Origin of the sequence: Chryseobacterium sp. SIMBA_028, assembly GCF_046535285.1 — a bacterium.
Lineage (GTDB): Bacteria > Bacteroidota > Bacteroidia > Flavobacteriales > Weeksellaceae > Chryseobacterium.
The window spans coordinates 31,210-45,184 of sequence record NZ_JAWRWZ010000009.1 but is presented as its reverse complement, the minus strand read 5'-3'; the positions used below and the strand labels follow the sequence as shown (position 1 = coordinate 45,184).

Sequence of the window (13,975 nt, the reverse complement as noted above, 5' to 3'; positions counted from 1 at the left end):
TGAATTATTAGTTTAAATATTTATTGGATGGGTTTAAATACAGCTTATTAGGTGCTGAAAATTGTCTGCAGATTGATAAGATAGCTTTTCATCTCACTTTCCTGCTCTGCCTGCTGCTTTTTCCCTTTTTCAGTCAGTAAATAGTATTTCCGGTCTCTACCGTTAATCTTCTGAATTTCTGAAGTGATCATTCCATCAGCCTCCAGTTTATGCAGTAGAGGATAAAGGGCTCCCTCCGTCATTTCAAGCTCTCCCTGAGTAAGCTCCTTGGCTCTCTGGGTAATCTGGTAACCATACATTTTAACTTCCCTGGAAAGTAATTTCAAAATGATATTCTGTAAGGTTCCTTTATAAAGGCTGTTCTTTTTCATGGAATAATTTTAATACATTGCAAACATATGCATAATTTTCTTATGTATCAAAATTTATTTTAAAGTTTTAAATTTACTTTATGAAAAAAATGTATTTCATTGCCATTTATCCGCCCCAGGAAATTATTGAAGAAGTCAGGGTTTTTAAAAGAGATCTTGCAGTTTCATATGGTAATACCATGGCATTGAAGAATGATGCTCACATCACTCTTTTCCCTCCTTTTTCAAGAGAATTAGAATTGGAAAGTGATATTCATGTAGCTTTTCAAAAAATTAATACCACTCTATCGCCCTTTGAAATGGATTTAAATGGATTTGGTAGTTTCCCTAATCCGAAAAACCCTGTCATTTTTGTACATCCTGAAAATAATGTTCATTTAACTGATCTTCACCAGAGGGTAAACCAGCAGTTTAATTTTACAAAATATTCATTTAATCCACATATGACAGTAGGCTATAGAGATCTAACATGGGAAAACTATCTGAATGCATGGGAAGAATATAAGGAAAAAGAATATAAAACTAAATTCATCGTTGATAAAATTTTACTGCTTCGTCATGATGGTAAATGGGTTCCTATTGCGGAAAAACACTTGACGGATTAGAAAGATAAATGGGTGGAAGAATCATCTTACATTCTATAAAAACCCTTTAAATTCTTATTAAATTGAGGTACTGAACTATTTTCAGTTTCTATTGTTATTTTATAAAGTCATATCTTTGAACCAATGATTTCAGAGAAGATAATTTTAGGTATTGACCCCGGCACCGCCATCATGGGATTTGGTCTTATTTCCGTTAAAAAAGGTAAAATGGAAATGATTTCTATTCACGAACTTATCCTAAAAAAATACCCCAATCACGAAACCAAACTCAAATATATTTTTGAAAAAACACTGGCTCTTATTGATGAGTTTCATCCTGATGAAGTAGCGCTGGAAGCTCCTTTCTTTGGAAAAAATGTACAGAGTATGCTGAAATTGGGACGTGCACAGGGAGTAGCCATGGCTGCCAGCCTATATAGAAATATTCCCATTACAGAATATTCTCCTAAGAAGATCAAGATGGCAATTACAGGAAATGGTAATGCCAGTAAGGAACAGGTAGCAGGAATGCTTCAAAACCTTCTTAATTTGAAAGAATTTCCCACCAAATATCTGGATGCTTCTGACGGACTTGCTGTTGCGGTATGTCATCACTTTAATTCAGGAACCATTACGGATACAAAATCCTATTCAGGCTGGGAAAGTTTTTTAAAACAGAATCCGAATAGATTGAAATAAAAAAAGCCCTTTCACAAGGGCTTTTTACTTAGTTCTTAGTTGTTTAAGAATTTCTTAGATTCTTTCTTATTTTTATCAGAGTAATTAATGATATATGCTCCTTTAGGAAGCGATCTATCAATCTGAACTTCATTTGTTTTAGTATTTCCTTTCTGGATAAGCTTACCACTTAAATCGTAGATCTGGTAATCCCCAAATATCTCATTTCTTCCAGCTAATCTTAATTTATTTTCAGCTTTCAGATAAACTAATTTTGATGCTGCCTTACTACTAACCTCAGAAGTTCCCAGACCTCCCATAATTCTAACCGCATAGTCTTCCATTTGTCCATATTGTAATTGAGAGCAAGCAGTAACATCAGGAAGTGCTGCACCAGCATAGGTTGCCGCATCTACCGCAATTCTCATTCTTAGGTAAGTATTGGTAACAGCTCCTGCCGGAGGAGTAATATTGGTGGTAATGGTAGTCCCACCTCCAGATGCTATAGTAGCAGAAGTATTGTTTACCACTAACTCAGATTCTTCGAAAGAACCATTGTTATTATAATCTATCCAAACCTTAGTTTTAAATTTATCTGCCTGATTAAAGCCATTATCATACCCTACTTTCAATGCTGTGCTTCCACTTAAAGGAATATCAGTGTAATAAGCAGGTCTTATACAGGTTGCAGCAGTATAATCATCATAAAACTTAGGAGCCGGTTCATCCGAATCATATCCGTTAGTTAAACTTCCAATAGAACCAAAACTTACTCTTGTTGGCCCAATTGCAAAGTTATTATTAGCCGGGTGTGTAATTCCTGCTGGATTACATTGAGCTGCCACTACAGAAACCGGAGATGGAATTACAACAGAAAGATCTTTACCAGCTGTTGAATTAAGTAGATTTTTTCTGTTCTCCATCATCAACATGATTGCTCTTTCTCTCTGACCTGCAGTAAATTTTCTTTCTGTATTAGAATAGTTCATAATGTTATACTGCACTCCTTGATAATTTACTCCGGTACAAGGATTAATCGCCGTGTTAGGAGGGGCAGGGAACTGATAATAAGCAGCTCCGGAAACCTCTGTATCACAAACTCTGTCATTATCTATCGTACAGTCGGTTTGAGCTGGAGGGCAATATCCAGCAGTTCCACTTGCTACAGTATAGTTTCCTCCCTGGAAAGTATGATAAAGACCAAATGCATGTCCTAATTCATGGGTAAGTGTTGTATCGTTCGAGTTTTTAATGGTAGCCACTTTCATGAAACTTTCATAAAAATAGTCATAGGTTTCCGGGAACCTTGCATATCCCATCAATCCACCAGAATTTAGTTGCTGTCCATTAAAACCAATGATAACATAAATATTAAAATAAGAACCCTCTGGCCAATGCGGAGCCAATGTTTTAATATCAGCGTCACTTGCACCACTGCCACTAGCTCCTTGCTTTACACCGTTGGTATCATATAGAGGAATTGGGCTTCCATTATATCGCACAATACCATTGGTAGCTGTACAGGTTGGTGATCTTTTTGCTAAAACTAATTTAAATGGCATTACGTTTCCTCCATCTATACCAGGTCCTTCAGGATAAAAGCCATTTCCATAGGTCGTTGCATACATTTTATTAGCTCTGTCAATCCAGTCAGTAATCTCCTGATCCGTCAGTGATAAATTTGCATTTGCCGCCGCTTTAGACTCAATAACATGTACTACAACAGGAATTTCGTAGACCTCACCGGTATACAACCCGTTCCAGGATGTTCCACCCCCTACTTTATTCAAGTAGTCATGTTTATCAATTTTTCTCAGCTTTTGTTCCGTTTCTTCTCTCCTCTTTTTCAACTCAGGAAACTGAGCATCCATTCTTCTCAATTCTTCATCAAAACCACAAGCATGTTCATGGCTTTGAGAAAAAAAATTAATAAACAACAAAACCGCAGAAACAATAGTAATTTTCTTCATATTGATCTTTTTTTTTGATTATATAAAGCAAAAATATCATTTTTAATTAAAACAACATAAAAATAGAATATTTTTTTTCATTATTTAGGCAACTTCTCCCTATTTATACAACTTATTATAAATCAATATTTTGATATTTTTAATCAAATTACTTGGTAAAACATAATACTATCTTTTACATTGGTATGATTTTTAATACTACATTTGTATAAATTTTCAGTTATGAAAACAAACCAACAAACTATAAATCAAGCGAATCATAAAATAAATTGGTTCCAAAAGTTTCTCATGGTCTGTTCTGGTGGGAACATCCATATTTTAAGAAAAACTCCAAGTGAGTGGAATAAATTCTCGGGTATTGGAGGAATCGTACTTTTCACGGCAGTATTTGCTACGTTGTCTGCAGGCTATGCAATGTATACGGTATTTGATAATATCTGGGCATCTGTAGGGTTTGGACTGTTGTGGGGATTAATGATTTTCAATCTTGACCGATATATTGTTTCATCCATTAAAAAAACAGGAACATGGTGGAATCAGATACTTATGTCTATCCCCCGTTTGATTCTTGCTACATTTCTGGGAATTATTATCTCAAAACCTCTGGAGCTTAAAATTTTTGAAAAGGAGGTCAACAAGCAGCTAAATACCATTATTCAAAGAAATAAAAAACAGCTACAGGGAGAAATGAGCGGACGAATTCTTCAACAAAGCGGACCGTTTGAAACAGAAAAGAACCAGATCTCAGAAAAAATAGCTCAATATCAGAAATCATATGATTCTGCATCTGTGGAACTGGAAAAAGAAATTTTAGGAAAACAATCCGGTTTAACCAGCGGAAAAGAAGGTTTTGGTCCCAATGCTAAACGTAAGCAACAATTAAAAGAACAAAGAAGACAGGATCTTGAAAATTATCAGAAGCAAGCAGCCCCAAGATTACAATATCTGGATCAGGAAATTTCGAAGGTTTATACCAATCTGGAAACAGAAAGAAAATCTACAGAAACCTTTGAGGACAAATTCAATGGCTTTGCCGCAAGACTTCAGGCGTTGGATGAGCTTGGAAAGAACTCAGCCATTATAGGTCTAGCCGCAACCTTTATCATGGGATTGTTTATCTGTCTTGAAATTTCACCTGTTTTGGTAAAACTAATTTCCCACGTAGGTCCTTATGATTATCTTTTGGAAAAAACAGAAAATGACTTTAGGCTTTATTCTAAAGAAAAAATTGAAAAAGGGAATGTCCTGACTGATTTCCGGGTTGAAGATTTCAAGGATAATTTAAAAAAATAGTGTATTTTTCATTCATGATTATTGATAAAGAAGAAATTCAGAAGAAAAAGAAAAAGCTGGACGATTGTAAGGCTTTCCTGAAAAAAGAGTTCATCGGAATAGATAAAATTATCGATGACTTAATGGAGTACCTCCAAATCTGGTATCTGATGCCTGAGATCCTAACCCGTCCCGTAGTGATCAATCTATGGGGAATGACAGGAGTGGGCAAAACAGATCTGGTACGAAAAATGGTTCGTTTTCTGGATTATCAAAACCGATTTGTGGAAATAGAGCTAAGCAATACCGATGAAACATCCTGGAGTAAAAGTGTAGCAGATATTTTTCAAAGCAATGGACTCAGTGATGAGAAGCCAAGTATAGCTCTTTTTGATGAAATCCAACGTTTCAACACCCTTGACAGTGATGGCATACCTGTTCCACAAACTAAGTTTACTGATTTTTGGGAGCTTTTAAGTGATGGACATCTCAGTAAAAGGGAGCGTGATGATCTTGAACATTATTTATTCTCCTACCTTTTCAGAAAAAAGGAAAATGACAGACGTAAACTTCAGGGAGAAACTGAAGTGGATGAAAACCCTTACCTCAACCTATGGGATGCCAAGGAATTAAAAAAATACCTCAGTATTGAAGATGATGTCATGAGCATTATTGATATGAAAGAGGAAGAGATGATAAAGCTGATCCGTAAGAAGCAAAAAGAAAAAAAAATCTACGAGCCCGTGGACTACAGTAAAATGCTTATTATCATCAGCGGAAATCTGGATGAAGCGTTTCAAATGTCTAAAGAAACAAGTGAAGCTGATATAGACGCCAATATTTATCATGCATTTACGAAAAAAATAACGGTAGTTGACATCAAAAATGCCTTGGCCAGAAAGTTCCGTCCTGAGCAGGTAGCCAGATTCGGGAATATACATCTTATTTATTTTTCGCTAAAGACAGAGGACTTCCAAAAGCTGATCCAACGAGAAATCAACAGCCTTAAGCATAAAACAAAAAATAAATTTGGGGTTTCATTAAAAATAAGTAAAAACATCAATGATCTAATCTATAGAAATGGTGTATTTCCGGTACAGGGAGTTCGTCCTGTGTTCAGTAGTGTAGTTGATATTTTAGATACCAATCTCAGCAAATTTTTGTTTGAGGCAATCATTCATGACGATACAACCATAGAAATTGATTACTTACAAAAAGAGAAAATAATTGCAGGAAAAATCGGCAACAGAATCATTGAAATTCCTTATCTGGGAAGAATCGACAAGATACGACAGGCAACCCAACAGGATGCAGTAGCCAATATCAGTGTTCATGAATGTGGTCACGCTGTTTCCTATATGCTTTACACAGGCTTTGCACCATTACAATTAAAAAGTAAGGTGGCCAGTAGCTATGCTGCAGGATTTACTTTTCCCCATCAGATTCATGACACCAAAGAAAGCTTGCTGGACAGGATTAAGATTTATCTTGCAGGAGGTATTGCTGAGGAAATTATTTTTGGTGATATGAATGCCAGTATTGGAAGAAGCCATGACAGGGAGCAAGCAACAACACTTGCCATCGATTATATCAGAAAATATGGTTTTGAAGAAAACTATCAGGCAACGTATAATTTGGAAGACTATCCACATCGTATGCAGCAGCACATTACTGATGAAAGAATTGAAAAGCTAATGCAGGAACTGGCAAAAAAAACAAGGGAAGATCTTATCTTACATATAGACTTATTGAAAAGCCTGAGCAAAATACTTAGCGAAAAAGGAAGCATGTCACCTAAGGAAATTTATGACATTGCTGTAAAATATGCATTAAAGATAAGCATTAAAGAGGAAGGTTATTTACACATTGCTAATTATCATAACCTACTGAATTTCTAGAGAAAAAATCTATAGAAATTACAAAACTCATTTAAAAATTCAACCCTTTTAGTTAATACTGAGAGGGTTTTTATTTTTAATTTTATACTACCAAAAATCAATTATCATGAAAAATTTACTTTACACATGGCTGTTGCTTATGAGCTGTACAGTTTCTTCTTCATTAAAAGCTCAAGGCTCAGACCCTTTTTTAGGGCAAATTGCTTTTGTACCTTATAATTTCGCCCCACTAGGATGGGCTGAATGCAACGGACAGATTATGTCAATTGCACAAAATACAGCTCTTTTCTCACTTCTAGGAACTACTTATGGAGGTAATGGAACTACAACATTCGCATTGCCGGACATGAGAGGACGGGTACTTGTCCATAGTGGTCAAAGTGCCTCGAGTGGAACAACCTACACCATGGGAGAAATAGGCGGAGCAGAAAGTGTAACCTTAGCAATCACACAAATGCCGGCTCATTCTCATGCAGTAAGTGCCGTAACCTCTGAAGGAAATCAAAATACTCCTACCGGCAATATTCCTGCAGATACAAAACTTCTTGACAAGGAATATTCTGACGCAGTACCCAATACAACGATGGGAAACTCCATGATCAAGCCAGCGGGAGGAAACCAGCCTCATGAAAACAGGCCCCCTTTTATTACCTTAAAGTGCATTATTGCACTGAACGGCATTTTCCCATCACACAATTAATCTAATTGTTATGAAATATCTCTATTTATTATGTTTGGTTTTTGTAGGCTCAGCTACAGCCCAAACGATAACCTTTAATGGATGTCATAACCTGTTTGATAACCAGAATTTTGTTTTCAACAAAACCGGTACGGATTCGAACAGTAAAAACATTTACATGACCACTCCCATTGATGGACAACCTTGTGGAGGGCTAGGAAGCTGTGAGTTTAAAATCCAGTGGAATAATGCTTTAACAAGATGGGAATTTCTGGCAGATGAGGGAAACGGGACTTTTACCAATCCTACCTTAATGTATTATAATTCAACCGGGAATAATGCGCTTGCTTTACCCCCTGGCAATAGCATTGGCTCTTGGATTGAAAATATTGCAGAAACAAACAGCCAATGTGGAGGAAATCTGAATACTGTAAATTCAATAATGACAGGTGATGTTCAGAGTCCTACATTAGGAACCCTGGAACTTACAAAGAACAAGATCCAAATCTATCCCAACCCAGTTGTGGACATCATTAGAGTTTCGGGTATTGATGACGGCCAGACTATTCAAATTTATAATATTGATGGGCGTCTCATAAGATCAGAAAATTTTGATTCAAGAATTAATATTTCACAGCTTATTTCAGGAATGTATATACTAAGAATTACAACTAAAAGTTTTCAATCTTATGAATTTAAATTCTTAAAAAAATAAATAATGTTTCTTTGAGAATTTACATAAGTTTTTCTTATTGATCCAAAAAAAATGCCTCCATTTTAAGGAGGCATTCTTTTTTATATATTGATCAAAGTTATTTGATGATCAATTTAGAAGTTTTATTCTCTTTTCCGTTAGAAACCTGAATCATATAAACTCCTTTTTCAAGCTGCTGGTTTACCTTGAAAACACCGTTTCCTTCTTCAGATACAGATGGGCTTGCCACCAATCTTCCTGACATATCAGAAATTGAAACTTTTAAGTTCTTAGCATTTTTAGCCTTGATGAAAACTTTATCTCCTGTAGCAACAGGATTAGGATAAACAACAAGATCGTCCTTATCTGCTGTTTTCACTTCATTTGTTGCAAGGTTTTGCACCAATCTTACAGAATAATCTTCTATCTGTCCAACGCCTAGCTGCCCACAAGCAGTAAATGGTCCAAATGCATCAGCTAAAACTCTCATACGAAGAGGGGTATCCATTGTTGCAGTTGCCGGAGGGGTAAAGTTAGCCGTGAAAGTCCCATAACCCTGAGCATTTGCCAAAACATTGTTACCTGAAGCAACTAATTCATTGGTTTCAAAAGTACCGTTGTTGTTATAGTCAATCCATACTCTTATTGATTGATTTTCATCAATTCCCTGTAGGAATCCAACCTCGATTGTCTGCTGCTGTCCTACGACCAATGGTGTATAGGCATTACTAAGGCAACCGTTAGCTGAATAATCGATATAAAATCTAGGATCTCCACCCCAAGATGCCGCAGATGAATTATTAATCTGCCCCAACTTTACGGAGGTAGGCCCAGCAAGATAAGAGTCATCTCCACTTGGGTTAGCTACCCCTGTAGGATTACATGTTGCAGCAATAGGTGTATTTGAAACAGATGTTGCAGGAAGAGCTGTAGCTCCTTTAGAAGTTGTTAAACTACTTCTGATTAACATAAATAGATCCTCAATTCTCTGCCCTTGTCCTGCTGTGAATTTTTGAGCAATAGAGTTAGAGTAATTCATCATATTATACTGAACTCCTTGGTAATTAGCATTCGTACAAGTATTCAGTTGAGAATTAGTAGGAACTGGATATGCTAGGTAACCACTTCCAGATTTTTCTGTATCACATACCTGATCATCATCTGTTCCACAACCTGCCGCTGTAGTAGGAGGACAGTAATTTGCAGCTCCCGGAGAAGCGTTATATTGACCACCCTGGAATGTATGATACAATCCCATGGCATGACCAAATTCATGGGCAAACGTTGTATCATGAGCATTTGTTACAACTCCTGCCTTCATAAACGATTCGTAGTTTGCATCCAAATTATTAGGGAATGCCGCAAATCCCATTAACCCCGCATTAGGTATTGGATCCCCATCAAATTGAGTGATTACATAAATATTAAAATAAGAACTTTCTGACCAGTGAGGAGCCAATGCTTTAATTTCATCTCTTGTAGCCCCTGCAGTAGTCTGATAAGCCATCCCTGATGTATTATAATTAGGCAGAGAATTTCCGCTATATCTTACGATACCTGTTGTTTCTGTACAGTTTGGTGTTCTTTTAGCAAGAACCAATTTGATTGGAAAAACAGCTGATGTACCAAAATCTGAAGGCACCCCTCCAGCAGGCCACGCATATGTTCCTGCATACATTTGATTAGCTCTGTCTAGCCATGATTGGATCTGAGCATCTGTTCTTGTAAATTGTGAGTTATCTCCTTCAATAACGTGAACTACTACTGGAATTTCATAAACTCCATTTACTGTTTTGTTATTTACAGAAGAAGGATTTGCTATTCTTTCATTTTCAATCTTCTTTACTATCTTATCAAAGGTTTGTCTTAAGCCAGGAGCTAATCTGTCCTGTTCTCTTAGGGTTTCTTCAAATCCACAAATTCTCTGTTGTTGCTGAGCTGTCAACGAAAGCGAAAACAGCACTGCCCCATAAAGGAAAGTTTTCTTCATTTCAATAATTTTTAAAAAGTTTTTAAATTTACAATCCTACTCAAATTAAAGCTCATTATACATAATTTACCTAAGCTAAATATGAATAAAATTCAAACATTAATACAGTAAGTAGAAAAAAACTCCGATTTGTTACACTTTTTGTTTTTTTTATTTCGCAATCATTGAAATATTTTTTAAAAATAAAATTAAAAGAAAGCTTAATTAAGGTTAAAATTCACTTTTAAAGCAATTTATTAAAAGCACAACACATCAAGACAACAACTTATCAATCAATACTAAAATTACTAAAACACCAATTAATCATCAATTAACTCCAAAAAAAAAGCCGCACAAAAGTGCGGCTTTTATAGTACTATTTAAATTATTTTTTAAAAAGAATAATTTGGAGCTTCCTGTGTAATAATTACATCATGCGGGTGCGATTCTTTCAATCCGCTTCCTGTAATCATTACTAATTTGGAATCTTTTTGCAGAACTTCAATATCCTTAGCTCCACAATATCCCATACCTGCTCTCAGACCACCAGTCAATTGGAAGATTACATCCTCTAATTTCCCTTTATGTGGTACTCTTCCTTCAATTCCTTCCGGAACGAATTTTTTAGCTTCACTTTGGAAATATCTTTCTTTTCCTCCTCTCTTCATTGCAGAAAGACTTCCCATCCCCTGGTAAGACTTGAATTTTCTTCCCTGGAAAATAATTTCCTCTCCTGGTGCTTCGTCAGTACCGGCTAAAAGAGAACCTAACATTACCGCTCCTGCTCCACTTGCAATAGCTTTTACGATATCTCCAGAAAGCTTGATTCCTCCATCAGCAATTACAGTTACATTTTGAGATTTTGCATATTCGTACACATTATAAATAGCTGATAACTGTGGTACCCCAACTCCGGCAACCACTCTGGTTGTACAGATTGAACCCGGACCAACTCCTACCTTAAGAACATTTGCTCCTGCCTTAATAAGATCTTTTGCAGCTTCAGCAGTTACAATATTTCCTCCTACGATATCCAGATTAGGATACGCTTTTCTGATTTCAGAAATTTTATCCAATACCCCTTTAGAATGTCCGTGAGCTGAATCAATTGCGATAATATCTACACCTGCCTGAACAAGGGCCTGAATTCTATCCAATGTATCTTCTCCAACTCCAACTCCTGCTCCTACAATAAGGCGGCCGTTGTCATCTTTATTTGCATTTGGATATTCCAACTGATTATCAATATCCTTGATGGTAATTAATCCAACAAGTTTATTATCCTTATCTACGATAGGCAATTTTTCTACTCTGTTTTTAAGAAGAATTTCCTTTGCCTTTTCAAGGTTGGTATCTTTGTCTGAAGTGATTAGGTTTTCCTTGGTCATAATCTCCTCCACCTTCATACCAAGATTCTCCTGATACTTTACATCTCTATTGGTGATGATTCCAATAAGAACATTATTTGGATCTACTACCGGAAGACCTGAAATTTTAAACTTTGACATCAGTTCTTTAGCTTCTGCCAAAGTATGATCTTTTGAAAGGGTCACCGGATCAGAAATCATTCCGTTTTCGGAACGTTTCACACGGTTTACTTGCGCTGCCTGCTCGGCAATCGTCATGTTTTTGTGAATAAAGCCTAACCCTCCAACTCTTGCTAATGCAATGGCAAGATCAGCTTCAGTAACGGTGTCCATCGCAGCGGAAACTATCGGAACATTCAGCGTGATTTTGTCGGTAAGTCTTGATTTTAATGAAACCTGGTTAGGTAAAACTTCTGAATAAGAAGGGACTAGAAGAACGTCATCGAAAGTGATGGCTGTCTCTACAATTTTGTTATGAATAGACATCTTTACTTTCTTTGCAAAATTAGGTTATTTTAATGACATATGAAAATCATTTTTAATAGTTTAAATAAAAATTAATAATCAACAAGTTAAATCGAAAAACCGCTCTTTTTAAGAACGGTTTTCCTTTACAAAATAAATTTAGTATGTCTGAAACTACTTGCAACAATTAATTTTTCATATGATCTAAGAAAAAGATACTCTTAAAATCATTTATTATTTATCTGAGACGGAATTAATCATTTTTGAAATATCATCAGGTGTAAAATTCCCTTTTACATCTACAAAAACCAATTCTTTCTCTGAATTTACTGTAATCAACATGTTTTTAATGGCCTCTCCTTTTTGTTTTACACGCAGGTTTACATTTTCTCCATTATGCTTTATCGTAGCCCAGTCTTCATAATGATTATTATTTAAAAACTTTGCATAATCATTCAGCATCTCTTTGCTTCCGTTTTCCACCGTAAGGATTTTTATTTTAGAAACCTTTGCAATAAGCCTGATGAGTTCTTCACTTTCTCCGTCTTTTCTTAGAGCCTTTTTGATATATGGTTTAGCCAACAGCAGAGGTACATTAAAACTTGTAAACTTAGCATCTTTAAAATTATAGCCAGAATCTGAAAAGAAATCCATATTAGGTTTTTCCGAAACAATACAGGACTGAAGCATTCCTATTGTCAGGATAGCAAGAAAAAAGCTTTTAAGAGTTTTCATGGTGATCATTTTAGTCCATTGGTTTTAATAATCCTCCTGAGGTTTTGCTGATGTTCGCATCTATTTCAGGTCTTCCTTTATATCTTACAGATCCTCCTGAAGATGCTCGTACTTTAAGTTTCTCTGATACATTTACAGTAAGATTCCCTCCGGAAGTAGCTTCCGTTTCAAGATAAGTAAATTTCAGATCGTCAGCTTTACACAATGCCCCACTGCTGATATCAATAGTTCCTGAATCTGCTTTTCCACTCAAGCTGATATTGGAACCGCTTGAACTTTTAATACCGATATTTCCGGCTGTAATCCCTGCCCTGATATTGGAACCTGAAGATACTGAAATAGTTGCAATATTTGACACTTTGAAATCACCAGTAATATTAGATCCGGATGAAGCATCAATTTTCATGTTTTTTTCCTGAATAGAGTTTACAATGGTAAGGTTAGATCCAGAGGACACATCAATATCTTCCATTCTTGGCGAGGATACGTTGACGCTTAGATTCTTAAATCTCAGATTTCGCACCCCTTTATTATCAATATAAATTTTTAAAATACCATTCTCCACCTTGGTAATAATGTATTCTAATTTATCAGAATCAGCAATCACTTTTACAGTGGTTGGTTTTTCTTGTTTAAAGATTACGTTTACACCCGTACTTACCCGGATCCCTGAAAAATCACCCACGTTTCTGGCTTCCCCATTAAGGTAAGACGAATTATTATCTGAAGTAAGATTATTTCTTGTGTTGGAAATTGGATTCTTTTTGGTTTCACTAGAATTAATGATCTTGCTTACATCATCCATAGAAAGTTTTCCGTCCAGCATTACAAAAATACTTTCCCCACTTCCTCCGTCAATGCTTAACAACAAATCATCCAGAATCCCGTTTTTAGCTTCTGCAGATAAAAACTTTACTTTCGCTCCGGCATTATTCACCGACATGATTTCGCTATAGTTCAGATTCTTTAGGTAAGAAGAAATATCTTTACTCAGCTGAGACATATTCGTTTGAATTTTACGTCCTTCAGCAGTATTTCCCTTTTCCTGATTTTCTGTGATCAGAATCTTGAGTCCGTTAATCTTTGACAATAGTGGCTTAATCTGATCTAACTGGGAATCATCAATATTGAGACTACTAAGCATTCCGAACATTGGTTTGGCAATCTTAATGGAGGTTACCCCTTCTACCTCTTGATATTTGTCAAAAAGCTGGTCAAATTTATCTTTTTGTCCATATACATTAAAGAAATGGGAAAAAGCAAGAGCGAATATTATGAATAGTTTTTTCATGA

Annotated in this window: 12 protein-coding genes; 6 read left to right on the top strand and 6 right to left on the bottom strand. The window is 35.9% G+C overall.

Translation table 11 applies throughout. The features are described 5' to 3' along the window. Positions 1-47: 47 nt before the first annotated feature. Positions 48-371, bottom strand: coding sequence for a PadR family transcriptional regulator (locus SCA31_RS13130; RefSeq protein WP_410697449.1), 324 nt, complete (start codon positions 369-371; stop codon positions 48-50). A gap of 80 nt (positions 372-451) precedes the next feature. On the opposite strand from SCA31_RS13130, the gene SCA31_RS13125 reads away from it, so the two are divergent. Together SCA31_RS13125 and ruvC are read left to right on the top strand one after the other, a co-directional pair. Next, on the top strand, positions 452-976 hold the full coding sequence (locus SCA31_RS13125) for a 2'-5' RNA ligase family protein (RefSeq protein WP_410697448.1): 525 nt from the start codon (positions 452-454) through the stop codon (positions 974-976). A 123-nt stretch (positions 977-1,099) separates the two neighbouring features. Further along, positions 1,100-1,654, top strand: coding sequence for a crossover junction endodeoxyribonuclease RuvC (ruvC, locus tag SCA31_RS13120; protein WP_106914424.1), 555 nt, complete (start codon positions 1,100-1,102; stop codon positions 1,652-1,654). A 35-nt stretch (positions 1,655-1,689) separates the two neighbouring features. Here ruvC and SCA31_RS13115 read toward each other — a convergent pair whose 3' ends face one another. Beyond that, positions 1,690-3,603, bottom strand: a complete 1,914-nt coding sequence (locus SCA31_RS13115; RefSeq protein ID WP_410697447.1) for a zinc-dependent metalloprotease — start codon at positions 3,601-3,603, stop codon at positions 1,690-1,692. Positions 3,604-3,825: 222 nt separating this feature from the next. On the opposite strand from SCA31_RS13115, the gene SCA31_RS13110 reads away from it, so the two are divergent. The 4 genes from SCA31_RS13110 to SCA31_RS13095 all read left to right on the top strand — a co-directional run bounded on the left by SCA31_RS13110 (position 3,826) and on the right by SCA31_RS13095 (position 8,167). Further along, positions 3,826-4,896 carry a DUF4407 domain-containing protein gene (locus SCA31_RS13110; protein ID WP_410697446.1) on the top strand — a complete coding sequence of 357 codons (1,071 nt, stop codon included), beginning with the start codon at positions 3,826-3,828 and terminating at the stop codon, positions 4,894-4,896. After that, positions 4,896-6,773, top strand: coding sequence for an AAA family ATPase (locus tag SCA31_RS13105; RefSeq protein ID WP_410697445.1), 1,878 nt, complete (start codon positions 4,896-4,898; stop codon positions 6,771-6,773). The genes SCA31_RS13110 and SCA31_RS13105 overlap by 1 nt, the downstream gene beginning before the upstream one ends. 106 nt (positions 6,774-6,879) lie before the next feature. Continuing rightward, on the top strand, positions 6,880-7,473 hold the full coding sequence (locus SCA31_RS13100; RefSeq protein WP_410697444.1) for a phage tail protein: 594 nt from the start codon (positions 6,880-6,882) through the stop codon (positions 7,471-7,473). 10 nt (positions 7,474-7,483) lie between these two features. Further along, a complete protein-coding gene (locus SCA31_RS13095) occupies positions 7,484-8,167 on the top strand; it encodes a T9SS type A sorting domain-containing protein (protein WP_410697443.1) in 684 nt (227 codons plus the stop codon). 97 nt (positions 8,168-8,264) lie between these two features. Here the strand turns inward: SCA31_RS13095 and SCA31_RS13090 are convergent, their stop codons facing one another. The 4 genes from SCA31_RS13090 to SCA31_RS13075 all read right to left on the bottom strand — a co-directional run bounded on the left by SCA31_RS13090 (position 8,265) and on the right by SCA31_RS13075 (position 13,973). Next, positions 8,265-10,136: a GEVED domain-containing protein gene (locus tag SCA31_RS13090; RefSeq protein WP_410697442.1), complete on the bottom strand. Its 1,872-nt coding sequence runs from the start codon at positions 10,134-10,136 to the stop codon at positions 8,265-8,267. Between the two features lie 371 nt (positions 10,137-10,507). After that, on the bottom strand, positions 10,508-11,968 hold the full coding sequence (gene guaB / locus SCA31_RS13085) for an IMP dehydrogenase (RefSeq protein ID WP_410697441.1): 1,461 nt from the start codon (positions 11,966-11,968) through the stop codon (positions 10,508-10,510). A 213-nt stretch (positions 11,969-12,181) separates the two neighbouring features. Continuing rightward, positions 12,182-12,682 (bottom strand): DUF4252 domain-containing protein, encoded by a 501-nt coding sequence (locus SCA31_RS13080; protein ID WP_410697440.1) that lies wholly within the window; start codon positions 12,680-12,682, stop codon positions 12,182-12,184. A 10-nt stretch (positions 12,683-12,692) separates the two neighbouring features. Then, complete coding sequence (locus SCA31_RS13075) at positions 12,693-13,973, bottom strand: DUF4252 domain-containing protein (RefSeq protein ID WP_410697439.1); 1,281 nt, start codon at positions 13,971-13,973, stop codon at positions 12,693-12,695. Positions 13,974-13,975 lie beyond the last annotated feature (2 nt).